Origin of the sequence: Bradyrhizobium sp. CB1015, from assembly GCF_025200925.1 — a bacterium.
Classification (GTDB): Bacteria; Pseudomonadota; Alphaproteobacteria; order Rhizobiales; family Xanthobacteraceae; genus Bradyrhizobium.
In genome coordinates this window covers 3,298,216-3,323,451 of record NZ_CP104174.1, presented here as the reverse complement: position 1 = coordinate 3,323,451, position 25,236 = coordinate 3,298,216, and the positions used below count along the sequence as shown (strand labels likewise).

The window sequence follows — 25,236 nt, the reverse complement described above, 5'->3', positions numbered from 1 at the left end:
GATCCTCTTACTTGTCGCCGGGCAGCTTGACGCCGGTGACCTGCGCATACATCCGCGTCACCGATGCGTCATCGTCGCGGCCCATGCCGGCGGCCGACGTCATCAGGAACATCTGGAGCGCGGCGGCGGAGACCGGCACGGGGAATCGGGCGCTGCGCGCCATATCCTGGATGATGCCGAGATCCTTGACGAAGATCTCCACCGCGCTTCGCGGCGTGTAGTCGCCGTCGAGCACGTGCGGCATGCGGTTCTCGAACATCCAGGAATTGCCGGCGGAAGCCGTGATCACCTCGTAGACCTTGCGGATGTCGAGGCCCTGCTTGGCCGCGAACGCCATGGCTTCGCTGGCGGCGGCGATGTGCACGCCGGCGAGCAGCTGATTGATCATCTTGAATGCAGCGCCCTGCCCGGCCGCATCGCCGAGCTCGTAGAGCTTTGCAGCCATGGCATCGAGCGCCGGCCGCGCCTTCGCAAAGGCGGCGGGACTGCCGGAGGCGAGGATCGTCAGCTCGCCTTGTGCGGCGCGCTGCGCCCCGCCGGAGATCGGGGCATCCAGATAGTGCCGGCCGGTCGCCTCAAGCTGTTTTGCGAGCCGCCGCGCCACGTCCGGGTCCATGGTGGCGGAGGAGACGAACACGCTGTCCTTCGGCATGGTTTCGGCCGCGCCATCCTTGCCGAACAGGATCGCCTCGGTCTGGGCGGCATTCACTACGACGCTGACGACGATATCGGCGCTCTTGGCCGCCTCGGCCGGCGTTTTGGCGCCTGCGCCACCGTCCTTCACGAACCGCGCCACCGCATCAGCCGAGACGTCGCAGCCGGTCACGGCGTGGCCGGCGCGCTTGAGTGAGGTCGCCATGCCAAATCCCATCGAGCCGAGCCCGACGACGGCGATACGCTGACTTTGTGACGTGGAGGCGGACATATGCAACTGACCCTTGCGAACGTTTCCCAAAATAGCCGCCCTTTGCGGCAGCTTGGCAACCGAATAACACGGCTTGGCCGCGCTGCCAAAGCGTGAGACAAGCAGGCATGACGGCCATGAGAACCGAAACGAGCAACGAAACAAGGCTGCGCGAGGAGATCTGCCGCTTCGGACGGTCCCTGTTCGAGCGCGGGCTGACGCCGGGCTCCTCCGGCAATATCAGCGTCAAGCTGGACGATGGCGGCTGGCTGGTGACGCCGACCAACGCTTCGCTCGGCTTCCTGGATCCCGCAAAGCTGTCGCGGCTGGACAGCGGGAGCCGGCTGGTCTCGGGCGATGCGCCGACCAAGGAAGTTCCGCTGCACAATGCGCTCTACGACACGCGCGGAAGCGCGCGGGCCATCGTGCATCTGCACTCCACCCATTCGGTCGCGCTCTCGATGCTCCCCGAGATCGACCCGCGCGCCGCGCTGCCGCCGATGACGGCCTATTACCTGATGAAATGCGGCGCCACCGCACTCGTGCCCTATTACCGCCCCGGCGATCCCGCGGTCGCGGACGCGATCAAGGGGCTGGCGGGGAAATACTCATCCGTGCTGCTCGCCAATCACGGCCCGGTCGTCGCCGGCGACACGCTGGAGGCCGCGGTGTTCGCGACGGAAGAGCTGGAGGAGACGGCGAAGCTGTATCTGCTGCTGCGCGGGATGAACCCGCGATATCTGTCGCCGGAGCAGGTGAAGGATCTGGTGAAGGTGTTCGGGGTGACGCTGCCGGAGCTCGGGCACGGGCACTAGCCAAACACTCCGCCGTCATCCCCGCGCAACCGCGAACCGGTTGTCGCTGGAGGTGCGAGCCTTGCGATGCAGCGGATCGCAAGCCTCGAAGGATGGGCTACAGGCGCTCGCGGCCCATCCTTCGAGGCGCGTAAGAGCGCGTACCTCAGGATGACGGCGGATATCGTGGCGACTACGGCAGCGCCTACAGCCCCAGATACGCCTTCCTCACGTCCGGATTGCCCTTGATCTCCGCGGACGGGCCCTGCATCAGCACGCGGCCGGTCTGCAGAATGTAGGCGCGGTCGGCGATCTCGAGGCACTCGGCCATGCGCTGCTCGACGATCAGCACGGTCATGCCGGCGTCGCGGATGCGCTTCACGGCCTGGAAAATCTCATCCACCAGCTTCGGCATGATTCCCTGCGAGGGCTCGTCCAGCATCAACAGCCGCGGGCGCGTCATCAGGGCGCGGCCGATTGCGAGCATCTGCTGCTCGCCGCCAGAGAGCGTCTCGGCGCGCTGCTCCAAACGCTCCTGGAGGCGCGGAAACAGGTTGAAGACGAGATCGAGCGGCCCTTCGCGGTCCGCCTCGCCGCGGTAGAGGTAGCTGCCGAGACGCAGATTGTCGCGCACTGACAAGCGCGGGAACAGGCGGCGGTTTTCCGGCACATAGGCGATGCCGGTCGCCGTGATGTGATGCTGCGCCATGCCGTCGAGGCGTTTGCCGTCGAAGGTCACGGTGCCCGAGCGCGGGCGTTCGGCACCGGCGATGGATTTCAGGAGCGTCGACTTGCCCGCGCCGTTGGCGCCGGCGACGCAGACGATCTCGCTCTTCTCGACCTCGATCGAGACCGCGGAGATCGCGACCAGGCCCTGATAGGCCGTGGTGACTTCACGCACCGACAGCATGACGATCTCCCAGATATGCCTTGATCACCTTGGGATCGCGGACGACGTCGGCGGGCTTGCCCTCGACCAGCACTTTGCCGAGGTCGAGCACGATGGCGCGGTCCACCAGCGGCATCACGATCTCCATGACGTGCTCGACCATCAGCACGGTGATGCCGGCATCGCGCACCTTGCGCACCAGGGCAACGCCGGTCTGCGCCTCGGTCGGCGTCAGGCCGGTGAGGACCTCGTCGAGCAGCAGCAGCTTCGGTTCGGTCGCAAGCGCCCGCGCGACTTCGAGGCGGCGCTTCTCGGCCGGCACGAGGTCGCTGGCGAGCACATCGGCGCGCGCGGCAAGGCCGGTGAACTCGAGCACCTCATGCGCCTTGCGGCGCGCTTCACGCATCACTGTGTTGCGCACGAGCGCGCCGACGATGACGTTGTCGACGACAGTCATGGTTTCGAAGCTCTTCACGACCTGGAAGGTGCGACCGACGCCGCGCTGGCAGCGCTCGGCCGCCGGCAGATTGGTGACGTCCTCGCCATCGAATAGAATCGAGCCTTGCGTCGGCGGCAGCACGCCGGCGATGAGATTGAACAGCGTCGACTTGCCGGCGCCGTTCGGGCCGATCAGGCCGACGATCTCGCCGCGGCCGACCGAGATCGAGACGTCGCTGTTGGCGACGAGACCGCCGAAGCGCTGCCAGACGCCGCGGGTTTCGAGCAGCGCGGTCATCGCGTGGCTCCCTTGACCTGGTTCTTGGGTTTTGCACGGGAGAACAGGCTCACCAGGCCGCGCGGCAAGGCCAGCGAGATCGCCACGATCAGCGCACCGTAGACGATGAGATCGACGCCGCGACCGGAGCCGCCGATATAGGAGCGCGTCAGCTCGGTCATCGGGATCAGGATGGCGGCCCCCAACACCGGACCCCAGAGGGTGCCGATGCCGCCGAGCACCGCCGGCAGTGCCATCAGCAGCGAGAACTGGAAGCCCATCACGCTTTCAGGATCGATATAGGCGAGAAACTGCGCATAGAAGGCGCCGCCGATGGCGACGAGGAAAGCCGAGACGGCGGCCGCGCCCATCTTGGAGTTGAACACGACGACGCCGAGGCTTTCGGCGGCTTCCGGATTGTCCTTCACCGCACGCCACCAGAAGCCCCATTTGGAATCTTCCAGCCACCAGGTGACGAACCAGGCGAGACAGCACAGCGCCAGCGCGAAGTAGAAGTATGGCAGCTTGGTACGCAGGAACTGGAATTTCAGCCAGCTGTCGCCGCGGATCGGAATGGTGATGCCCATCGCGGCGCCCGCCCACTCCCAGTTCTGGAACAGCAGCAGTCCGATTTCGGCGATGACGATGGTCGCGATCACGAAGTAATGGCCGCGCAGGCGGAAGAAGGGATAGCCGAGCCCCATCGCGATCAGGGCGGCAATCACGCCGCCGCCGAGCATGCCGAACCAGGGCAGCACGCCGAACTTGGTGAACAGGAGCTCGGTGGTGTAGGCGCCGATGCCGAAATAAAGCGCGTGGCCCAGCGAGATCTGGCCGCAATAGCCGGACAGGATGTTCCAGCTCTGCGACAGCGCCGCATACATCAAGGTCAGGATCAGGATGTTCTGGACGTAGACGTCCTTGACGAACAGCGGCGCCAACGCCGCCAGCCCGGCCAGCACCGCGGCGATGATGAGGTCGCGGCGGCGCCGCGCAGCGAAATTCTTGTCCATCAGATCGATCCGAACAGGCCGCGCGGCCGAATGAACACGACCAGGAGATAGACGGCGTAGATCCCGACCGACTTCAGCGAGGGCGGCAGCACGAGGGCCGTGACCGCCTCGACGAGGCCGACGATGATGCCGCCGGCGAAGGCGCCGAACACGCTGCCGAAGCCGCCGAGCGCCACCGTGACATAGGCGATCAGCGCGAAGGAGGCGCCGACGTCCGGATAGATGTAGAAGAACACCGCCATGATCGCGCCGGCGAGGCCGACCAGCGCGGCGCCAAGCCCCCAGCCGAACGCGAACACGCGGTTCTTGTCGATGCCGACGAGGGCCACCGCGCCGGGATCTTCGCGGGTGGCTTCCAGCGCGCGGCCGAAATCGGTGCGGTGGATGAAGAAATAGAGGGCGCCAAAGGCCGCGATCGAGACCAGCGCGCCGACCAGTTGCGGCTCCGGCAGGAAGATGCCGGCAATTGAGATGGTCTTACCGCCGAGCCAGGACTGCGGAATGCTGCGATAGTCCGGCGTGAAGAAGTACTGCGCGAGACCGCGCATGACGATGGCGAGGCCGAAGGTGGTGAAGATCTGCACCATGCCGGCATTGGCCTTGGCCCGCATGGCGAAGCGTACAAGGAGCAGGTAGATGATCGCTCCGAAGATGAAGAGTGCCGCGGCGACCAGCGGCGCCGACAGCAAGGGATCGATGGCGAAGAACGCGAACAGGAAGAAGGACAGATACATCGCGATCATCAGGAACTCGCCATGAGCGAAGTTCGTGACGTCCATCAGGCCGAAGATCAGCGCGAGGCCGACCGCGATCAGTCCGTAGAGCAGGCCCATCAGCAGGCCGCTCGCGAGACTCTGGATAATGGCTTGGGCTGTCAAAAGTCTGTCCCCCGAAATAGATTCTCATCCTGAGGAGCGCGCACCGGCGCGTCTCGAAGGATGGCCCAGCCCTCGTCCTTCGAGACGCGGGCTACGCCCGCTCCTCAGGATGAGGGCGGGAGCTACAGCTGAGCTCCCGCTTCACACTCTTACTTCATCGGCCAGATCGCCTCGGCAATCGCGGCCTGGGGCGGGAAGATGGTGACGAACTTGCCGCCGACATATTGCAGCAGCACCGGATCGGCGTCGTTGTTCTGGCCCATCTCGTCGAACTTGACGCGCTTCCAGGGCATGATGGTCTTCTCGCCCGGGATGTCGGTCGCGGCAAGCGCGTCGCGAATCTTCTCGCCGTCGGTCGACTTGGCGCGGCTGATGGCGTCGGCGAGGATGATCAGGCCCATGAACTGGCGCGAGGTGAGATCGTTGAAATCCTTGCCGGACCTGGCCTTGAACATCTCGTTGATCTTGCCGACCATCGGCCGCTTCTGCGCCAGGTCGAGCGAGAAGGTGCCGCGCGAGATCACGCCTTCGAGCTTGTCGCCGACGGCATCGTAGAGTGCCTTCTCGGAGAAGCCGGCGTCCTGAGCCACGATCGCATTCGGCTTGTAGCCGAGCTCGGCCATGGTCTTGACCAGGAGGATGCCGTCGGTGGTGTAGCTCGACGGCATCAGCACGTCGGCATTGGCTGTCTTGAGCTGCTGCACCTCGGCCGAGAGCGAGGGCGAGTTGGCGCGATACTTGATGTCGGTGACGATCTTGTAGCCGCGCTCGCCGGCGATCTTGGTCTGGGCATTGCCGGAATCGGTGCCGAAGATGGTGTCCTTGTGGAACAGCGACAGCGTCTCGATCTTGGTGCCCTTCTTCTTCATGGCGTCGAAGAAGTCGAACATCGCAGCCGAGTACATCTCGTCATGCGGCGAGGCGCGGAAGTAATATTTCAGACCGCGGCGGTGCAGGCTCGGCGAGGAATTGTCGGCGGACACGAACGGGACCTGATAGCGCTCGCAGATCTGGCTGACGGTGACGGCCACCGCGCTCTGATAAGTGCCGATGATGGCGCAGACCTTCTCCTGCGTGATCAGGCGCTCGGCCTCGGCGCGGCCCTTCTGCGGATCGGCCTGATGGTCGGCGAACACGAGACGGATCTTGGCGCCGCCGAGACCCGGCAGGCCTTCGCCCTTCGCCAGCGGCAGGTCGAAATCGCTGTCCTTGTTGATGACTTCGAGCGCGGTCTCATAGGCCTTCTGCGCGTCGACGCCCTGCTGCGCGCTGCCGCCGGAGAACGGATAGATCACGCCGATCACGACTTCCGACGTCTGTGCGCGCGCTGCCAGCGGCACGAGAGCGGCAGTGGCGGTGGCTCCCAACAACACGTCGCGGCGAGTGATCGTCATGGCAAAGTCCCCTGTTACTGAATTTCGGCTGATCGAATGAAGCGATTGGTGGATGCGGTAAAGCCTGAAGAAGCAGCAGACGCTGCCCACTAAATCACGGCCATGTTTCTGTTTTTGAGATCCGTCACCAGCATCAGGCCGGGAGAATGCGTGATCGCGAACGGCAGCTTCGCGGCGTTGATCACCGATTGCGGCGTCACCCCACAGGCCCAGAACACCGGGATCTCGTCGTCGGCGACCGGCACCGGATCGCCGTAATCGGGCTTGGCGATATCCTTGATGCCGATCAGGTGCGGATGGCCGAGATGCACGGGCGCGCCGTGCACGGCCGGATAGCGCGAGGTGATCTGCACCGCGCGGATCGCGTCGGCCGGCTTGAACGGGCGCATCGATACCACCATGGGACCGGCGAACGGACCTGATACACCGCAGGCGATGTTGGTGCGGTACATCGGCACACGCACGTTCTTCTCGATGTGGCGGATCGGCATGCCCTCCTCGAGCAGCGCCTCCTCGAACGAGAACGAGCAGCCGAGCACGAAGGTGACGAGATCGTCGCGCCAGTAGCTCTTCACGTCGGTCGGCTCGTCCACGACCTCGCCGTCGCGCCAGACACGGTAGCGCGGCACGTCGGTGCGGATGTCGAGATCGGCACCGAGCGAGGGGATGTAAGGGCTGCCGACATCGGACATGCCGATGATCGGGCACGGCTTGGGATTGAGCTGGCAGAAGCGGTGAAAGGCACCGGCATATTCCGCCGGCAGGATCGCCAGATTGCCCTGGACGTATCCGGGAGCGACGCCGGCGGTGGAGGCGACCAGCCCCTCGCGGTAGGCGAGCCGGGCCTTGCGGCTCGGGAGGGCGTCGGGTGTTTCAGTTTGCTGCGCTGCCACCAAAACAGTCATGTGATCGACCTGCCTATAAACTCGACAAAGACAAGCCAACACCAAGCGTGCTATAAAGTCTAATCTTCGTTTCTAATCAATCTCGATAAATCTGATTTATCGATTGGGAAAATCCTTCCAATGCTGGACTTCAGGTCGATCGAGACGTTCCTGTGGGTTGTGAAGCTCGGCAGCTTCCGCGGCGCCGCGCAGCGGCTCAACACCACCCAGCCGGCGATCTCCCAGCGCATCGCCCAGCTCGAGCGCGAGATGGGCGTGAAGCTCTTGAACCGCGATCATCGCATCGCGTCACCGACACCGAGCGGCCGGCAGATGATGGTCTACGCGGAGAAGCTGATCGGCCTGCGCGCCGCGATGATGGCGGAGATCGGCGATGCTTCCGCGATGCGCGGCGTGATGCGGCTCGGCGTCGCCGAGACCATCGTGCACACCTGGCTGCCGCGGCTCGTCAAGAGCGTGAACGAGGTCTATCCGAACCTGTCGCTGGAGATCGAGGTCGACATCACGCCGAACCTCACCGCGCGCCTGCTCGCGCAGGAGATCGAGCTCGCCTTCGTCGTCGGGCCGCTGTCCGCCTCCGGCGTGCACAACCGCGTGCTCGCCGATTATCCGATCGGCTTCCTGGCAAGTCCCTCGCTCGGGCTCGGCAAGGGCCCGGTGACGCCGGCGGAGCTCGCGCGGTTTCCGATCATCACCTTCCCGCGCAAGACCAAGCCTTACGAGGTCGTGCGGGAGGTGTTCGACCGGCCGGAGCTGCCGCCGATCCGCCTGCACGCGTCGGCCTCGCTGGCGACCGTCATCCACATGGCGGTCGAGGGACTCGGCATCGCCGTGATCCCCGATGCCATCGTCGAGAACGAGCTCGCCGACGGGCGCCTGCAGCTGCTCGACACCGATCTCGCCATCGCGCCGCTGACCTTCACGGCGAGCTGGCTCGCCTCACCCGACGTCGTCGCCGTGGAGCGCGTCGCCGAGCTTGCACGGCAGATTGCGCAGAGCAGCCTCGCGGTTGACGCGCCCGCGCAGGCGCGTCATTGAAAAAGCCGCCGGATTTTCTACCGTCATTCCGGGGCTCGCGAAGCGAGAACCCGGAATCTCGAGATTCCGGGTTCGCCCTACGGGTGCCCCGGAATGACAGCGACAAATGGAAACGACCGCATGAGCCGAGCCGCCACCAACCTGCAAATCGACTCCGCCCGCCTGTGGGGCTCCATCCACGAGACCGCGCAGTTCGGCGTGACGGCCAAAGGCGGCGTGCGGCGGCTGACGCTGAGCAGCGAAGACAAGCAGGTACGTGATTGGTTCCGCAAGGCCTGCGAGGATGCCGGACTGGAAGTCCACGTCGACGCGCTCGGATCAATGTTCGGCCTGCGCAGGGGCCGCGACATGTCGAAGCTGCCCGTCGGCATCGGCTCGCACCTCGACACCCAGCCGACCGGCGGCAAGTATGACGGCATCCTGGGGACGCTCGGCGCGCTGGAGGTGATCCGCACGCTGAATGATGCCGGCATCGAGACCGAGGCGCCGATCTGCATCGTGAACTGGACCAACGAGGAAGGCTCGCGTTTCGCACCTGCAATGATGGCCTCCGCCGCCTATGTCGGCGACTTCACCACCGACGACATTTTGTCGCGCAAGGACGCCGAGGGCACCACCGTCGGCCAGGCGCTCGACGGCATAGGCTATCGCGGCGACAAGCCGGTCGGCTTCCAGAAGCTCGGCTGCTTCGTCGAGCTGCACATCGAGCAGGGGCCGATCCTGGAAGCCGAAGGCAAGACCATCGGCGTGGTCGATTCGGGTCAGGGCGTGCTCTGGTACGACGGCAAGATCTCCGGCTTCGAGAGTCACGCGGGCTCGACGCCGATGCCGCTGCGGCGCGATGCGCTGGCGACCTTGTCCGAAATCGTGCTGGCGATGGAGTCGATTGCGAAGAAGCACGGGCCGAACGCAGTCGGCACCATCGGCGAGGCCGTGATCGCAAATCCCTCGCGTAACGTCATTCCCGGCGAGATCGCCTTCACCATGGATTGCCGCAGTGCCGATGACGCCATCATGGACGCGCTCGATCGCGATCTGCGTGCGGCAATCGCCGAGATCGCCGCCCGCCGCAAGGTCGAGGTCAAGATCGATCTCGTCTGGCGCAAGCCGCCGACGCATTTCGATCCGAAGCTGATTGCTGCCGTCGAGAACGCGGCCAAGACGCTCGGCTATTCCTCGCGCCGCATCACCTCCGGCGCCGGCCACGACGCCTGCAACCTCAACACGATCATGCCGGCGGCGATGGTGTTCGTGCCCTGCAAGGACGGCATCAGCCACAACGAGCTGGAGGATGCGACGCAAGGCGACTGCGCCGCAGGCACCAACGTCCTCATGCATACCGTGCTGGCGATCGCCGGCGTCGCGTCCTGACCGGAGAGAATGATGCGCGGAGTTTTCGTCGACGCCAATGAATCGCTGGCCGTGATCATGGAGCGGCTGGAGAAGCCCGGTGATCCCAAGGTGCGGATCAACAGGAATCCCGACATCAAGCCCGAGCAATATCCGGAAGTGCTCGACGGCGCCGAGATCGCGATCGTCGACCACACCGCGCTGCCGACCGAGGTCGCGAAGAAATGCACCGGGCTGAAGCACGTCGTGTTCCTCGGCACCGGCGCGCGCAGCTACATGAATCCGGAAGAGCTCGCCGAGCTCGGCATCTCCGTGCATCTGATCAAGGGCTACGGCGACACGGCGGTTGCGGAATCCGCGATCGCGCTGATGTGGGCCTCGGCCCGCGTCATCGCGATGATGGACCGGGAGATGAGGGCCGGGAACTGGCTGCGCGAGGACGGCATGCAGCTCACCGGCAAGACGCTCGGCCTGATCGGCTTCGGCGGCATCGCCGCGGAGGTCGCGCGCATCGCGTCCGGCAGCGGCATGAAGGTGATTGCCTGGAACCGCTCGCCAAGGAGCCACGCGAGCGTCGAATTCACCGACCTCGACAGCGTGCTGGCCAGAAGCGACGTCGTGTCGCTGCACCTGCTGCTCAACGACGAGACGCGCGGCATGATAACGCGCGAGAGGATCGCTGCGATGAAACGCGGCGTCATCCTCATCAACACCGCGCGCGCTGCTGTTGTCGACGAGGCCGCCATGATCGACGCGCTGAAGTCGGGCCATATCCGCCACGCCGGTCTCGACGTCTTCAACATCGAGCCGCTGCCCGGCGATCATCCGCTGACGAAGCTGCCGAACGTGACGCTGTCGGCGCATTCGGCCTTCCGCACGCCGGAGGCGAGCGAGAACCTGATTGAAGCGGCGTGGGTCCATTGCCGCCGGATCGTGAAGGGATAAGAGCAACAACAATGGCCGACTATCGCATCGTCAAGGCTGAGCCGCTCACCGACGTCATTCGTGCCATCGCCAAGGCGGGGGGATCTACGGACCGCGAAGCCGATCTGGTCGCGACCAACCTCGTCGAGGCGAATCTGAAGGGGCATGACTCGCACGGCGTCGGCATGATCCCGCGTTATGCCGAAGCGGTCAGCGAAGGTGGGCTCGCCGTCAACCAGCACGTCAAGGTCGTGATGGACACCGGCCCCCTGCTCACCCTCGACGGCCTCACCGGCTACGGCCAGGTGATGGGTTATGAGGCGATGGAGCTCGGCGCGGAGCGCGCCAAGCACAGCGGCGTCTGCGTCGTCGGCCTCTCCAACTCGCACCACATCGGCCGCATCGGCCACTGGGCCGAACAATGCATCGACCATGGCCTGGTATCGATTCACTTCGTCAACGTGATCTCGCGGCCGATCGTGGCGCCCTGGGGCGGCAGCGATGCGCGTCACGGCACCAACCCGTTCTGCGTCGGCATTCCACGCAAGGGCAAGGAGCCGATCGTGCTCGACTTCGCCACCAGCAAGATCGCGCAGGGCAAGACCCGCGTCGCCCACAACAAGGGTGTCGCGCTCGAGCCCGGCACCATCATCGACAACGAGGGCAAACCGACGACCAACCCGCGTTACACGGTGATAGCCCCCTACGGCGCCATCCTGCCGTTCGGCGAACACAAGGGTTCGGGGCTCGCGCTGGTCTGTGAAATCCTCGGCGGCGCGCTGTCGGGCGGCGAGGCCGTCAAAGGTCCGGCCGACGGCAAGCGCCGCGTGCTCAACGGCATGCTCTCCATCCTCATCGATCCGAGCAAGCTCGGCACCGGCGAAAACCTTGCACGCGAGGTCGAGGGTTTCGTCGCCTGGCACACCGGCTCACCCCCTGCCCCCGGCGTCGACAAGGTCAGAATCGCGGGCGATCCCGAGCGCGAGACCAAGAAGAAGCGCCTGGCCGAGGGCATTCCGGTCGATCCCAATACCTGGCAGGAGATTCTGCAGGCCGGAAAGCGGTTCGGTCTGGACCAAGCGGCGATCGAGCAGATCGCGAGCTGATCGGAGCGAGGCGCGTTCCTCGGCGTCGCCTCGCTCCTCATGAACAATCGCGCAAGAGAGACTGGACGGCGGCGAAATGTCGACATGCTCGCGGGACGGGTTTGAACCGCCCGGCATGACCTTGCGACAACGCGGATATCCCGACCACATCCGCCTTTCGAGGTTCACATGCTCTCCCGTCTCGCAAAATTCGTGTCCGGCTCAAACCGACCGTCGCCCGGATCCGATCTCTACCGGCAACGGCTCGCCATCTATGAGAGCGAGCTTGGCGAGCCCGAGCACACATTCACGGACAACGCAGAGCGCCGGATTGACATCCACGCCTTCGGCCGCGATTTCGTCCCGGTTTGCCAGGAGGGTTCCGACGAAGGCTATGTCCTTCTCACCAACGGCATGAGCGAGCAACGGATGCACGGCGTCCCTGGGGACGCAAAGCCCCGTGCCGAGCTGATGTGGTATGTCCGCGAGCCGACCGAGGAGGTCTGGGCCAATCTGCGCTGGCTGGCCAATCTGCCGTTCATCGACACGACCTGGTTCGGCTTCGGCCATCGCGTCGCGCTTCCGTGGCCGCCGGTTGCAGGAACGGACTTCCAGACGTTCCTGTTTCTCACACCGATCATCGGCCCCGACAAGGAGATCGCCGAGGCGCTGGAGATTGCGGGCGATCCGGTGGAGATCTTGACTGTAAACCTGATCTCGCATCAGGAGCTCGGGCTGATCAAGTCGAGGGGGCTCGATCCGTTTCTCGATCTGCTCGACGAGAACGACTACCCGCCGATCTTCGATCCGGCGCGGAAGTCGTATGTGTAATCGTTAGAGTGGGTTAGCCGAGCGGATGCGCGAAGCGCATCTGCTTGGCGTAACCCACCACTTCTGTCTCTGCGGATACGAACAGTGGCGGGTTACGCCCAGCGGACCACGCTTCGCGCGGCCGCAGGGCTAACCCACCGTACGCAGGGTGCCCCGCCTCAATCCACCATATCCGCGACCGCCTTGCCGCACGCCGTCGTGTCGGCATTGCCGCCGAGATCCTTCGTGCGCAGCGTCCGTTCGGCGAGCGTGCGCTCGATCGCCTCGACGATCGACTTGCCGGCTTCCTTCTCGCCGAGATGCTCGAACATCATCGCGCCGGACCAGATCATGCCGATCGGGTTGGCGATGCCCTGGCCTGCGATGTCGGGCGCCGAGCCGTGCACCGGCTCGAACACCGAGGGGAAATCACCCTCGGGGTTGATGTTGCCGGACGGAGCGATGCCGATCGTGCCAGTGCAGGCCGGGCCGAGGTCGGAGAGGATGTCGCCGAACAGGTTGGAGCCGACCACGACGTCGAACCAGTCCGGATGCAGCACGAAGTTCGCGGTGAGAATGTCGATGTGGTACTTATCCCACTTCACGCTTGGATAGTTCTTAGCCATCGCCTCCACGCGCTCGTCCCAATACGGCATGGTGATCGAGATGCCGTTGGACTTGGTCGCCGAGGTCAGGTGCTTCTTCGGCCGCGACTGCGCGAGCTCGAAGGCGAATTTCAGGATGCGGTCGACGCCGGTGCGGGTCATCACCGTCTGCTGCGTCACGAATTCGCGGTCGGTGTCCGGGAACATGCGGCCGCCGACTGAGGAATATTCGCCTTCGGTGTTCTCGCGCACCACCCAGAAATCGATATCGCCGGGCTTGCGCCCCGCCAGCGGCGACGGCACGCCGGGCATCAGCCGCACCGGGCGCAGGTTCACGTACTGGTCGAACTCGCGGCGGAACTTGATCAGTGAGCCCCACAGCGAAACGTGGTCCGGGATCTTGGCCGGCCAGCCGACCGCACCGAAATAGATCGCATCGTGCTTGCCGATCTTCTCCTTCCAGTCGTCGGGCATCATCTGGCCGTGCTTCTCGTAATAGTCGTAAGACGAGAAGTCGAAATGGTCGAAATGCAGCGAGACGTTGTGCTTCTTCGCCGCCGCCTCCAAAACGCGCAGGCCCTCCGGCATCACCTCCTTGCCGATGCCGTCGCCGGGAATGACCGCGATCCGGTATTGTTTCTTGCTCATCGAGAACGTCCTTGGTTGGTCCGGCAGTCGCCGCCTTCTGACTGCACTGCAATGGACCAAACGCGGCGGCAGTGCAACGCTGCACTGCAATGTTGACCATGGCGCGGGCGAGCGCCTACTGATTTGGTCCTGTTCCCACGAACGAGTACCCCCCATGGATCTGCATCTGCGCGGCAAGCGCGTCCTGATCACCGGCGCGTCCAAGGGCATTGGCGCAGCCGCCGCCGAGGCCTTCGCCGAGGAAGGCGCGCACCTCCTCCTCGCGGCGCGTAGCGGCGATCAGCTCAAGGCGCTGGCCGACCGCTTGCGCGCCGCGCATCAGATCGACGCCGCAACGAGCATCGTCGATCTGCGCAAGGAGGACGACGTGGCCCGGTTGGCGAAAGAAGCCGCAGACATCGACGTGCTCGTCAACAATGCGGGCGACATCCCCGGTGGCTCGATCGACAAGATCGACGAGGCGGCCTGGCGGCACGCCTGGGAATTGAAGGTGTTCGGCTATATCAACCTGACGCGGTACATCTACGCGCAGATGAAGGCCAGGGGCGGCGGCGTCATCGTCAACGACATCGGCGCGGCCGGCGAAAAATTCGATGCCAACTACATCTGCGGCAGCGCCGGAAATGCCGCGCTGATGGCGTTCACACGGGCGCTCGGCGGCAAGAGCCTCGCCGACAACATCCGCGTGGTCGGCATCAATCCCGGTCCCGTCGGCACCGACCGTCACGTCACGCTCCTGAAGACGCGGGCCAAGCACCAGTTCGGCGACGAGAGCCGCTACAAGGAATTCCAGAAGAGCCTGCCGCTCGGCCGTCCCGCGCATGCGCGCGAGATCGGCGACCTCATGGCGTTCCTCGCCTCGGATCGCGCCGGCTATACGTCGGGTGTGATCTATACGGTGGACGGCGGCATCAGCGCGGGGTGGGGGTAGTTTCTCACCGTCGTTCCGGGGCGATGCAAAGCATCGAACTATGGTGCGCAAGTGCGCACCTGAGAACCTTCGAGATTCCGGGTTCGCCCTTCGGGCGCCCCGGAATGACAATCAAGAGGTAGGAGTAAACTATTGTCTGAAGATCTGATCCGCGAAACCGCCTGCACCGTCGTCGACAAGCTGCGCTCCGGCGACGTCTCGCCGCTCGAGCTCTTGGACGTGCTGGAGAAGCGCATCACGGAGGTCGACGGCAAGGTCAACGCACTGCCGACGCTTTGCTTCGATCGCGCGCGGGAGAGCGCGAAGACGCTGATGCAGAAGCCGGCCGGCGCGCGCGGGCTGCTCGCCGGGCTGCCGGTGCCGATCAAGGATCTGACCGACGTCGCGGGCGTGTTGAACACGCAGGGCTCGCCGATCTTCAAGGACAACATCCCCGCGAAGTCCGACCTCATGGTCGAGAACCTCGAGGCCAACGGCGCGGTCGTCTACGCCAAGTCGAACACGCCGGAATTCGGCGCCGGCGCCAACACGTTCAACGAGGTGTTCGGCGCGACGCTCAATCCCTGGGATACGACGAAGTCGGCCGCGGGCTCCTCCGGCGGCGCGGCGGTGGCGCTTGCGACCGGCATGGCCTGGCTCGCCCAGGGCTCCGACATGGGCGGGTCGTTGCGCAGCCCCGCGGCCTTCTGCGGCGTCGTCGGCATGCGGCCGAGCATCGGCCGCGTCGCGCATACCCCCAAGTCAGGCATCGACCGCAATCTCGGCGTGGTCGGCCCGATGGCGCGCAACGTCGAAGATCTCGCGCTGCTGCTGGACGCCATGAGCGGCGACTATGCCGACGATCCGCTGTCGCTGCCGGCTCCCGCAACCTCGTTCCTGTCGGCGGCCCAGGCGGGCAAGAGGCCGAAGCGCATTGCCTATTCGCCCGATCTCGGCATCACCCCGGTCGATCCCGAAGTGAAGGCGATCACCCGCAAGGCCGCCGAACGTTTCGCGGAGGCGGGCGCCGTCGTCGAGGAGGCGCATCCGGATTGGCGCGAGGCGCATGAATGCTTCCACGTGCTGCGCGCCTTCGATTTTGCGATCACCAAGGCTAATCTGCTGCGCACCAAGCGCGACCTGCTCAAGCCCGAGGTGATCTGGAACATCGAGGAAGGCCTCAAGCTCACGGTAGAGCAGCTCGCGCGTGCCGAGGCACAGCGCGTCGGCATGACGGCGCGGGCGGTCGAGTTCTTCAAGAGCTACGATCTGTTGCTGACGCCGACCACGATCGTGCCGCCCTTCCCGATCGAGCATCGCTATGTCGCCGAATGCACCGGCAAGAGGTTCGACAATTACATCGAATGGCTCGGCATCGTCTACGCCATCACGCTGGCCTGCTGCCCGTCGCTGTCGCTGCCGTGCGGCTTCACGGCATCGGGCCTGCCGGTCGGCGTGCAGGTCGTCGGCGCGCCGCGCGCCGATGCGCAGGTAATTGCCGGGGCGAAGGTGCTGGAGGATATTCTGGGCCTGCGCGGCACGACGCCGATCGATCCGAAGGTGAAGAGCTAGCCTCACCCTTCGTGCCCCGGACGCAGCGCAGCGCTAGCGCGCTGCCCCTTGTCCTGGACGCGAGACCTCACCTCCCGCTGGTCGCCTCCAGGCTGCGACTGTAGCGCGACATCGCAAAGCAAAAGATAAAGTAGATCGCAGCAACGAAGATGTAGACTTCGACGGAAAACTGCTGCCAGGCGGGATCGATGATCGCGGTCTTGGCCGTCGTCAGCAGGTCGAAAATGCCGATGATCAGGACCAGGCTGGTATCCTTGAAGAAGGCGATGAAGGTGTTGACCAGCGGCGGGATGACGTGGCGAATCGCCTGCGGCAGGATGATCAGCCGGTGCTTGCGCCAATAGGACAGGCCGAGCGCGTCGGCGGCTTCATATTGCCCGCGCGGCACCGCCTGAAGCCCGCCGCGGATCACTTCGGCAAGGTAGGCGCCGGCGAACAGGATGATCGCGATCTGAGCGCGCAGCAGCTTGTCGATGTTGAACCCGGCCGGCATGAACAGCGGAAACATCACGCTGGCCATGAACAGCAGGCTCACCAGCGGCACCCCACGGATCAGCTCGACATAGAGCACGCTGAGCGAGCGGATCGCCGGCAGTTTTGAGCGCCGGCCGAGCGCGACCAGGATGCCGAGCGGGAAACCGAAAGCCAATCCGAAGGTCGCCAGGATCAGCGTGACCGGCAGCCCACCCCAGCGGTCCTGCGAGACGAAGGACAGGCCGAGCACGCCGCCCCACATCAACACGCTGATCAGCGCCAGTGCACCTATCCAGAGATAGACCAGCTCGCGTCGCCACAGCGCGCGGCGGGTCGAGAGGTAGTACAGTGCGATGAACAGCACGACCGACAGCGCCGGCCGCCACTGCTCGTCGAACGGATAGGTGCCGAACAGGATGAAGCGGTACTTTTCGGGGATGATGGCCCAGCAGGCGCCGAGGCCGCGCGCGGCGCGACAGGCGCTGGAATCGCTCGTGGGCGTCAGCCAGACCGCGTTGGCGATGCCCCATTGCACGAAGCTGAAAACGCCCTTGGCGAGCAGCGCCAGAAGCAGGACCGTGATGATGCCATTCGGGATCGAGGAGAACAGGTTCTTGCGCAGCCAGTGCAGCACCGGATTGCCGGGCTGCGGCCGACGGGCAGCACGGGGCGCCTCCGGCATGTCGGTGATAGCCGTCATGATCAGCGCTCCACCAGCGCGATGCGCGCATTGTACCAGTTCATGAAGAAGCTGATCGAAAGGCTGATGGTCAGGAACACCGCCATGATCAACGCGATGGCTTCGATGGCCTGCCCGGTCTGGTTCAGCGTGGTGTTGGCAACCGAGACCACGTCCTGGTAGCCGATCGCGACCGCGAGCGAGGAATTCTTGGTCAGGTTGAGATTCTGGCTCGTCATCGGCGGCACGACGACGCGTAGCGCCTGCGGCAAAATGATCTGCCGCAGCATGAAGCTGCGGCGCAGGCCGAGCGCGTTGGCGGCATCCCATTGCCCGCGCGGCACCGATTGGATGCCGCTGCGCACGATCTCGGCGATGAAGGCCGAGGTGTAGGTCACCAGCGCGATCAGCAGCGCGAAATATTCCGGCGCGAGCGTCAGCCCGCCGACGAAGTTGAAGCCGCGCAGCTGCGGCCACTCGATGGTCCAGGACACGCCGAGCACGAGCGAGACCGCCACCGGCACCACGACGATGAGGCCGAGCGCAAACGGCCAGGCCGGCCGCGGCTTGCCGTCGCGCATCTGCTCTGCGACCAGCCAGCGCCGGAGGAGGAAGAACACCGCACAGCCCAGCACCGCGGTGCCGAGCACCGCGAGCTGCGGCGGGCCGAACGGGATCGCCGGCAGGATCAGGCCGCGATTGGACAGGAACACGCCCTCGACCGGCCGCCACGCCGCGCGTGCGGCCGGCAGCGCCTGCATCAGCACGTACCAGAACAGCAGCTGCAGCAGCAGCGGGATGTCGCGGAGCGTTTCAACATAGACGGCGGCCAGCCGCGACAGCAGCCAGTTGGCCGACAGCCTCGAGATCCCGATCAGCGTGCCCAGGATCGTCGCGAGCACGATGCCGATCACGGCGACGCGCAAGGTATTGGCGACGCCGACGACGAAGGCCCAGAGGTAGGTATCCCCAGGATTGTAGGCGAGCAGGCTGTCGGCGATCGGCATGCCGGCCTCGCGGCCGAGAAAGGCGAAGCCGGTGGTGATGCGGCGGGCCGAGAGATTGGTGACGGTGTTGGACCAGAGGAAGGCGATCACCCCGACCGCGATGCCGACCACCAGGACCTGCCAGACCAGGCCCTTCAATTCGTTGCGCCCGGGCACGAAGCGGCGACGCGGCGGCGGTCTGGGACGATCGGCTGTCACAGCACAAAAATCCTTCTTCGAATGCAGCGATTTCCGGCCACGCACGTCAACTGTTGCACCAAACTTTAATTCATGCAACAAATGTTTCATGGCCGAGCCCGCGAAATCCTCGCCCCTGAGCGAACTGCGCATTGCATTGCCATCGCTCCCCCTGCGCTTGCAGGAGGTCGGCCGTTTTGTCGCCGCCAATGATTACGACGCCACCACACGTTCGATGCGCGATCTCGCGGCGGAAGCCGGCGCCGATCCCGCCGCGTTCACGCGGCTTGCGAAGGCGATCGGTTATTCCGGATGGGACGAGCTGCGTGCGGCGCTGACCGAGGCGCGCCGGCCGTCGCAGACCGCGCCCTTCTCCGGCCGCACGAGAGGCCGCCGTCACGGGCCGAACGCCGATGTTACGCTCGTCCTCGACAAGCTCGAGGCCGAGGCCGCCGGGCTTCCGCGCATCCCGGCCCCGCCGATCGCGGAAGCGGCGCGCGCGCTGCATGACGCCAAGCGGATCTGGATCGCGGGCTATCGCAGCTGCCGCAGCGTCGCGGAACTCCTGAATTACGAGCTGCGCCTGTTCCGGCCCGAACAGGTGCAGCTCGTCGGCACGTCCGGGCCCGACGACCTCGATCTCGGCGCGTTCCGTCCCGGCGAAGCGGTCATCGTCATCGGCTTCCTGCCTTACACGCATGCCAGCGTCCGCGTCGCGCAGGCTGCTCACCGCAGCGGCGCAAGGCTGATCGCGATCGCGGACAGCCTGGCGGCACCGATGGCCGAGGGCGCCGACCATGTGCTGCTGTTCGAGGCAGCATCCTCGCCCGGCTTTTTCCCCAGTCTCACCGGCGCGATCGCGATCGCGCAGTCGCTCGCGGCGGTCACGTTCTCGCTCGGCGGCGCCGCCGCGAAAAAGCGTCTGGAAAATACCGAGGCGCAGCTCACTGCTGCCTCCACCTACGTCTCGGAGAAAGGTTGACCCATGAGCACTCGCACCAGCCGCGTGCTGCATCGCTCGCTGCGCGAAACGCCGCTCAAGGCGATCGGCGGCGAAGGCGTTTATCTCTTCGGCGAGGACGGGCGGCGGATCATCGATGCCTCCGGCGGCGCGGCGGTCTCCTGCCTCGGCCACCAGCACCCGCGCGTGATCGCGGCGATGACCAAGCAGACCTCGACGCTGGCCTATGCCCACACCGCCTTCTTCTCTTCCGAGCCGGCCGAAGCGCTGGCCGAGCGGCTGGTCGGGAATGAGCCCGGCGGTCTCGCCTACGCCTATTTCGTCAGCGGCGGATCGGAGGCGATCGAAGCCAGCATCAAGCTGGCGCGGCAATATTTCATCGAGCGCGGCGAGCCGCAGCGGCAGCATTTCATCGCGCGGCGGCAGAGCTATCACGGCAACACGCTCGGCGCGCTCGCCGCCGGCGGCAATGCCTGGCGTCGCGCGCCCTATGCGCCGCTGCTGTCGACCGCTTTCAGCCACGTCACGCCGGCATTCGCCTATCACGAGAAGCGCGAGGGCGAGTCGGATGCGCAGTTCGTCGCGCGCCTCGCCGCCGAGCTCGACGCCGAGTTCCAACGGCTCGGCCCCGACACCGTCGCGGCCTTCCTCGCCGAGCCCGTCGTCGGCGCCACCGCCGGCGCGGTGACGGCACCGGACGGTTACTTCAAGGCGATGCGCGAGATCTGCGACCGGCACGGTGCGCTGCTCATTCTCGACGAGGTCATGTGTGGCATGGGCCGCACCGGCACGATGCATGCCTGGGAGCAGGAAGGTGTCGCCCCTGACATCCAGGCAATCGCAAAGGGGCTCGGCGGCGGCTATCAGCCGATTGGTGCGATGCTTGCAAGCGGCAAGATCATCGACACCATCCGTTCGGGTTCGGGCGCATTCCAGCACGGCCACACTTATCTGGCACATCCCCTCGCCTGCGCCGCCGCGCTCGCGGTGCAGGATGTGATCCGCGATGACCGCCTGCTCGACCGCGTGAAGGAGCGCGGCAAGCAGCTCGAGCAGCGCCTGACGGAGCGTTTCGGCAATCACCGCCATGTCGGCGACATCAGGGGCCGCGGCCTGTTCTGGGCGATCGAGCTCGTCGCCGATCGCGCTAGCCACGCCTCGTTCGATCCGGCGCTCAAGCTGCACCAGAAGATCAAGGCGGAGGCCTTTGCCGGCGGGCTCGGCTGCTATCCCGGCGGCGGCACCGTCGACGGCGTGCGCGGCGACCACGTGCTGCTGGCACCGCCCTATATCGCCTCGGCGGACGAAATCGACCTGATCGTCGACAAACTCGGTACGGCCGTCGACAACGTGTTGCGTAGTGTCAAGCACTGAGGGGAGAGTAGTATGAGGAAAGTGGTTATCTCAGCGGGCCTGCTCGCCGCATCGACGGTGATCGCGTCGGCCGCGACGCTCGATACGGTGAAGAGCCGCGGCACGCTGGTGTGCGGCGTCAGTGCCGGTTTTGCCGGCTTCTCGGCGCCGGACTCGCAGGGCAATTACAAAGGTCTCGACGTCGATTATTGCCGCGCGCTCGCGGCCGGCGTGCTCGGCGACCCCACCAAGGTACGCTACGTCTCGCTGACGGCACAGAACCGCTTCACCGCCCTGCAATCGGGCGAGATCGACGTGCTCTACCGCAACTCGACGCAGACCTATTTGCGCGGCGTGACGCTGGGCCTGCGGCAGGGCCCGATCAACTTCTACGACGGCCAGGGTTTTGTCGTGAAGAAGGACCTCGGCGTGAAGGAGCTGAAGGACCTCAAAGGTGCCACCGTCTGCGTCGCGCAGGGCACCACGCATGAGGTCACCCTCGGCGACTACGGCCGCGCCAACGGCATCGACTGGAAGCCGCTGGTGTTCGACCGCATCGACACCATGTACCAGACCTTCTTCGGCGGCCGCTGCGATGCGATGACCCAGGACGCGTCCGCCCTCGCCGGCGCGGTGACCACCGCGGCGCCGAATGCGGCCGACTATATCGTGCTGCCGCAGACCATCAGCAAGGAGCCGCTCGGCCCCTTCACCCGCAACGGCGACGAGGTCTGGAGCGACATCATCACCTGGCTGCATTACGGCCTGATCGAAGCCGAGGAGCTCGGCGTCACGCAAGCCAATGTCGATGAGATGACGAAGTCGCAGACGCCTGCGATCCAGCGGCTGCTGGGCGCTTCGGGCGATCTCGGCTCGCGGCTCGGGCTCGACAACAAATGGCTGGTCATGGCGATCAAGGCCGGCGGCAATTACGGCGAGATTTTCGAGCGCAATGTCGGCAAGGCGAGTCCGCTCAAGCTCGATCGCGGCCTCAACGGCCTCTGGAGCAAGGGCGGCTTGATGTACGCCATTCCGTTCAAGTAAAGGTGCCCTGTGTCCCGGACGCGCTGCAGCGTGCAACGCTGCTGCGCAGAGCCGGGATTCAGTAGCCACAATGGGCCCCGGCTCTGCAGCGCAATACTGCGCATTGCGCTGCGTCCGGGGCACGAGACCTACCAGGTAGTCACTTTCAATGACGACGCCCGCTCGCATCGCCCTCATCCACGCCCTCAAGCATTCCATCGCCCCGATCGAGGCGGCATTTGCGCAGGCGTGGCCCGAGGCGCGGGTGATGAATCTGCTCGACGACAGCCTGTCTGCAGACCTGGCACGCGACGGCACGCTCACTGATGCCATGACCGAGCGGTTCCTGGCGCTCGGCGACTACGCAGCGGCGACGGGAGCGGACGGCATCCTGTTCACCTGCTCCGCCTTCGGTCCCTGCATCGAGGCCGTCGCGCGCGCGCATGCGCCGATGCCAGTGCTGAGGCCGAACGAGGCCATGATCGAGAGGGCGGTGACCATGGGCCAGCGCATCGGCCTGCTCTCGACCTTTCCGCCGACGCTGGTATCGATGCCGCCCGAATTTCCCGCGTCCGTCGAGGTCGTGCCGAAGCTTGCCGAGGGCGCGCTGGCCGCGCTCGACCGCGGCGACCGCGCCACGCATGACCGGCTGATCGCGGACGCCTCGCGGAGCTTGCGCGATTGCGACGTCATCGCGCTGGCGCAATTCAGCATCGCCGCGGCCGCGCCGCTGGTTGCGGAGGCCACCGGCCGCCCCGTCGTGACCACGCCGGACAGCGCGGTCGAGAAGCTGATGAGACTGCTGAAGGCGAAGGCCTAAGCGCCGGCCCTGGTCCGACGCCGCGCATCCTTGATCGCAACCGCAAGCGCAGCCTTGGTCTCGTTGACAAAATCCTCGACCAGCTCCTCGCGCGTGGCGTGTGCCGCCTCGCCGGTGAACATGCCCTGCTCCGCCAGCATCACCACCCCGTGCAGCGCCGCCCAGATCTTGAGCGCCTGCCGCTCGCGCAAATAGCCCACGGCGGGCGCTTCCAGAGCTTCGATAACGAGCGCAAAGGTCTCCCGCGTCGCTGCGTGCAGCTCGCTGCCCTTGGCCGCGCAGGACACCGTGCGCGAGGCGAACATCAAGCGGTAGATGCCATTCCGGCGCAGACCGAAATCGAGCGTCGCCTGTGCGAGCCGCGAGAGCTTCGATTGCTGCGACGGCTTTGCCATCGCTTCGCGCAACAGCGCCGAGAGCTGCCGGAATGCTTCCGCGGTGACGGCCGCGAGCAGCGCCTCGCGGTCGGCAAAATGCCGGTATGGCGCCGGCTGCGAGACGCCGAGCTTCTTGGCAAGCGCCTTGATACTGATCGCCTCGGCACCGCCCCGCTCCGCCTCGTGCAGCGCAGCCTCGATCAACGCATCGCGGAGATCGCCATGGTGGTAGGTCTTCTCGGGCTTGCGGGCTGGTCGTGAACGCATCTCGGGGCGAAGCCTATAAGTTTGCGCTTGACAGGGGAAGCCCGCCGCGAATGTAATAACATATAACTTAAATAAAACCGGGATGAGGAAACGCGACGCCTTCGGGCCCTCGCGCACACGACCAAGGAAGCTGAAAATGGCAGAGCGACTGAAGGTTCGCGTCGATCCCGACAAATGCCAGGGCCACGCCCGCTGCAAAGCGCTCGCGCCGGAGCTTTTCGAGCTCGACGAATACGGCAACGCGCACGAAGCCGGCGACGGCACCGTCCCGCCGGGGCTCGAGGACAAGGCCTGGCTTGCGAAATCCAACTGTCCGGAAATCGCAATCGATGTGATCGAGGAATAACGCGGCCGCGGCCGCCCCGCGTGCTTTCAGCGAACACGAGCCAAGGGATTCCCTGCCATGTCCGACGTCGATCAGCCCGCCGCCCATCCGCCCGTCACCGACTGGGTCCATGATTTCGACCACACCGATCCGCAATGGACGGAGGATCCGTTCCCGATCTGGGACGAGCTGCGAGCGGCAAGTCCCGTGGTGCACACGAAGCGCTTCCTCGGCTGCTACCTGCCGACGACCTATGAGGCCGTGCGCGAGATCGCCAACGACACCGAGCACTTCTCCTCACGCCGCATCATCGTCCGTGACGTGCGGCCGGAAATCACCAGCAGGAACGCGGCCCCGCCGATCACCTCCGATCCGCCCGAGCACAAGCCGGCCAAGCAATTGTTGCTGCCGCCCTTCACGCCGGACGCGATGAAGAAGCTCGAGCCGCGGGTCCGCGCCATCTGCAACGAGCTGATCGACGACTTCATCGCCGAGCGGAGGGTGGACGCTGCGGCGCGCTACACCAAGCACATTCCGGTTCGGGCGATCGCGCACATGCTCGGCATACCCGAGAGCGACAGCGACCTTTTCATCGATTGGATCCACATGATCCTCGAGCTCGGCATCAGGGACGAGAGCAAGCTGCTCCAGGCCGTGCAGGAGATGACAGCCTATTTCGGCGGCCACATCGAAGCGCGCAAGAACAAGCCCACCGACGACCTGATCTCCTACCTGATGAACGCCAGGGACAAGAACGGCAATCCGCTCGAGGACAGCCATGTGATGGGCTCGCTGCGCCTGCTGCTGATCGCCGGCATCGACACCACCTGGAGCGCGATCGGCTCCTCGCTCTGGCATCTTGCGAAGACGCCGGCCGACCGCGAGCGGCTGATCGCCGAGCCCGGGCTGATCCCGACCGCCGTGGAGGAGCTGCTGCGCGCCTATTCACCGGTGACGATGGCGCGCGAGGTGGTCAAGGAGACCACGGTGTCAGGCTGTCCGGTCAAGCCGGGCAACATGGTGTTGCTGTCGTTCCCGGCCGCCAACCGCGACCCCAAGATGTTTCCGGACGCTGACAAAGTCGTGATCGACCGGCGCGAGAATCGCCACGCGGCCTTCGGCCTCGGCATCCACCGCTGCGTCGGTTCCAACCTCGCGCGCATGGAAATGCAGGTGGCGCTGGAGGAATGGCTGAAGCGGATTCCCGACTTCCGGCTCGATCCGGCAGGCACCGTGACCTGGTCACAGGGAACGGTGCGAGGCCCCCGCCAGTTGCCATTTTTGCTCGGAAAGGCGATGTAAGCCTTCCCGAAGCGAAGGAAGCGGACAGGCCTGTCAT

Annotated in this window: 25 protein-coding genes; 14 read left to right on the top strand and 11 right to left on the bottom strand. The window is 65.5% G+C overall.

Annotated elements, in window-relative coordinates:
* Window positions 1-7 precede the first annotated feature (7 nt).
* Window positions 8-925 (bottom strand): L-threonate dehydrogenase, encoded by a 918-nt coding sequence (gene ltnD / locus N2604_RS15235; protein WP_260375442.1) that lies wholly within the window; start codon window positions 923-925, stop codon window positions 8-10.
* Window positions 926-1,032: 107 nt separating this feature from the next.
* Between ltnD and N2604_RS15230 the strand changes: the two genes are divergently transcribed.
* Window positions 1,033-1,719 carry an aldolase gene (locus tag N2604_RS15230; RefSeq protein WP_260375441.1) on the top strand — a complete coding sequence of 229 codons (687 nt, stop codon included), beginning with the start codon at window positions 1,033-1,035 and terminating at the stop codon, window positions 1,717-1,719.
* Window positions 1,720-1,903: 184 nt separating this feature from the next.
* On the opposite strand, the gene N2604_RS15225 is transcribed toward N2604_RS15230, so the two are convergent.
* The 6 genes from N2604_RS15225 to N2604_RS15200 all read right to left on the bottom strand — a co-directional run bounded on the left by N2604_RS15225 (window position 1,904) and on the right by N2604_RS15200 (window position 7,492).
* Window positions 1,904-2,608: an ABC transporter ATP-binding protein gene (locus N2604_RS15225; protein WP_260375440.1), complete on the bottom strand. Its 705-nt coding sequence runs from the start codon at window positions 2,606-2,608 to the stop codon at window positions 1,904-1,906.
* Window positions 2,592-3,323, bottom strand: a complete 732-nt coding sequence (locus tag N2604_RS15220) for an ABC transporter ATP-binding protein (protein WP_260375439.1) — start codon at window positions 3,321-3,323, stop codon at window positions 2,592-2,594. Before N2604_RS15220 ends, N2604_RS15225 begins: the two co-directional genes overlap by 17 nt.
* Complete coding sequence (locus N2604_RS15215) at window positions 3,320-4,315, bottom strand: branched-chain amino acid ABC transporter permease (RefSeq protein ID WP_260375438.1); 996 nt, start codon at window positions 4,313-4,315, stop codon at window positions 3,320-3,322. The genes N2604_RS15220 and N2604_RS15215 overlap by 4 nt, the downstream gene beginning before the upstream one ends.
* A complete protein-coding gene (locus N2604_RS15210; RefSeq protein ID WP_260376229.1) occupies window positions 4,315-5,148 on the bottom strand; it encodes a branched-chain amino acid ABC transporter permease in 834 nt (277 codons plus the stop codon). The genes N2604_RS15215 and N2604_RS15210 overlap by 1 nt, the downstream gene beginning before the upstream one ends.
* A gap of 194 nt (window positions 5,149-5,342) precedes the next feature.
* Complete coding sequence (locus N2604_RS15205) at window positions 5,343-6,587, bottom strand: ABC transporter substrate-binding protein (protein WP_260375437.1); 1,245 nt, start codon at window positions 6,585-6,587, stop codon at window positions 5,343-5,345.
* An 89-nt stretch (window positions 6,588-6,676) separates the two neighbouring features.
* On the bottom strand, window positions 6,677-7,492 hold the full coding sequence (locus N2604_RS15200) for a putative hydro-lyase (protein WP_036004926.1): 816 nt from the start codon (window positions 7,490-7,492) through the stop codon (window positions 6,677-6,679).
* A gap of 120 nt (window positions 7,493-7,612) precedes the next feature.
* Here N2604_RS15200 and N2604_RS15195 point away from each other — a divergent pair, with 120 nt between their 5' ends.
* The 5 genes from N2604_RS15195 (at window position 7,613) to N2604_RS15175 (ending at window position 12,720) form a co-directional block, all read left to right on the top strand.
* Window positions 7,613-8,530: a LysR family transcriptional regulator gene (locus tag N2604_RS15195; RefSeq protein WP_260375436.1), complete on the top strand. Its 918-nt coding sequence runs from the start codon at window positions 7,613-7,615 to the stop codon at window positions 8,528-8,530.
* A gap of 120 nt (window positions 8,531-8,650) precedes the next feature.
* Window positions 8,651-9,901, top strand: a complete 1,251-nt coding sequence (locus N2604_RS15190; protein ID WP_260375435.1) for a Zn-dependent hydrolase — start codon at window positions 8,651-8,653, stop codon at window positions 9,899-9,901.
* Window positions 9,902-9,913: 12 nt separating this feature from the next.
* Window positions 9,914-10,825 (top strand): NAD(P)-dependent oxidoreductase, encoded by a 912-nt coding sequence (locus N2604_RS15185; protein WP_260375434.1) that lies wholly within the window; start codon window positions 9,914-9,916, stop codon window positions 10,823-10,825.
* Window positions 10,826-10,836: 11 nt separating this feature from the next.
* Entirely contained in the window at window positions 10,837-11,910 is a 1,074-nt protein-coding gene (locus tag N2604_RS15180; protein ID WP_260375432.1) for a malate/lactate/ureidoglycolate dehydrogenase, read from the top strand.
* A gap of 168 nt (window positions 11,911-12,078) precedes the next feature.
* Window positions 12,079-12,720 (top strand): suppressor of fused domain protein, encoded by a 642-nt coding sequence (locus N2604_RS15175; protein ID WP_260375431.1) that lies wholly within the window; start codon window positions 12,079-12,081, stop codon window positions 12,718-12,720.
* 158 nt (window positions 12,721-12,878) lie between these two features.
* On the opposite strand, the gene N2604_RS15170 is transcribed toward N2604_RS15175, so the two are convergent.
* Entirely contained in the window at window positions 12,879-13,952 is a 1,074-nt protein-coding gene (locus tag N2604_RS15170; protein ID WP_260375430.1) for a tartrate dehydrogenase, read from the bottom strand.
* A gap of 154 nt (window positions 13,953-14,106) precedes the next feature.
* On the opposite strand from N2604_RS15170, the gene N2604_RS15165 reads away from it, so the two are divergent.
* A complete protein-coding gene (locus tag N2604_RS15165) occupies window positions 14,107-14,883 on the top strand; it encodes an SDR family oxidoreductase (protein ID WP_260375429.1) in 777 nt (258 codons plus the stop codon).
* A 132-nt stretch (window positions 14,884-15,015) separates the two neighbouring features.
* Window positions 15,016-16,434 carry an amidase gene (locus tag N2604_RS15160; RefSeq protein ID WP_260375428.1) on the top strand — a complete coding sequence of 473 codons (1,419 nt, stop codon included), beginning with the start codon at window positions 15,016-15,018 and terminating at the stop codon, window positions 16,432-16,434.
* A gap of 67 nt (window positions 16,435-16,501) precedes the next feature.
* Here N2604_RS15160 and N2604_RS15155 read toward each other — a convergent pair whose 3' ends face one another.
* Window positions 16,502-17,608: an amino acid ABC transporter permease gene (locus N2604_RS15155; RefSeq protein WP_260375427.1), complete on the bottom strand. Its 1,107-nt coding sequence runs from the start codon at window positions 17,606-17,608 to the stop codon at window positions 16,502-16,504.
* A gap of 2 nt (window positions 17,609-17,610) precedes the next feature.
* Window positions 17,611-18,792, bottom strand: a complete 1,182-nt coding sequence (locus N2604_RS15150; RefSeq protein ID WP_260375426.1) for an amino acid ABC transporter permease — start codon at window positions 18,790-18,792, stop codon at window positions 17,611-17,613.
* 88 nt (window positions 18,793-18,880) lie between these two features.
* Between N2604_RS15150 and N2604_RS15145 the strand changes: the two genes are divergently transcribed.
* The 4 genes from N2604_RS15145 (at window position 18,881) to N2604_RS15130 (ending at window position 22,928) form a co-directional block, all read left to right on the top strand.
* Window positions 18,881-19,753: a MurR/RpiR family transcriptional regulator gene (locus N2604_RS15145; RefSeq protein ID WP_260375425.1), complete on the top strand. Its 873-nt coding sequence runs from the start codon at window positions 18,881-18,883 to the stop codon at window positions 19,751-19,753.
* Between the two features lie 3 nt (window positions 19,754-19,756).
* Entirely contained in the window at window positions 19,757-21,106 is a 1,350-nt protein-coding gene (locus N2604_RS15140; RefSeq protein ID WP_260375424.1) for an aspartate aminotransferase family protein, read from the top strand.
* Between the two features lie 12 nt (window positions 21,107-21,118).
* On the top strand, window positions 21,119-22,129 hold the full coding sequence (locus tag N2604_RS15135; RefSeq protein ID WP_260375422.1) for an amino acid ABC transporter substrate-binding protein: 1,011 nt from the start codon (window positions 21,119-21,121) through the stop codon (window positions 22,127-22,129).
* 148 nt (window positions 22,130-22,277) lie between these two features.
* On the top strand, window positions 22,278-22,928 hold the full coding sequence (locus tag N2604_RS15130) for an aspartate/glutamate racemase family protein (protein ID WP_260375421.1): 651 nt from the start codon (window positions 22,278-22,280) through the stop codon (window positions 22,926-22,928).
* On the opposite strand, the gene N2604_RS15125 is transcribed toward N2604_RS15130, so the two are convergent.
* Complete coding sequence (locus N2604_RS15125; RefSeq protein WP_260375420.1) at window positions 22,925-23,572, bottom strand: TetR/AcrR family transcriptional regulator; 648 nt, start codon at window positions 23,570-23,572, stop codon at window positions 22,925-22,927. The two genes, N2604_RS15130 and N2604_RS15125, sit on opposite strands and share 4 nt — an antisense overlap.
* 136 nt (window positions 23,573-23,708) lie before the next feature.
* Between N2604_RS15125 and N2604_RS15120 the strand changes: the two genes are divergently transcribed.
* Complete coding sequence (locus N2604_RS15120; RefSeq protein ID WP_260375419.1) at window positions 23,709-23,918, top strand: ferredoxin; 210 nt, start codon at window positions 23,709-23,711, stop codon at window positions 23,916-23,918.
* Between the two features lie 57 nt (window positions 23,919-23,975).
* Window positions 23,976-25,199, top strand: a complete 1,224-nt coding sequence (locus tag N2604_RS15115) for a cytochrome P450 (protein WP_260375418.1) — start codon at window positions 23,976-23,978, stop codon at window positions 25,197-25,199.
* Window positions 25,200-25,236: the final 37 nt, after the last annotated feature.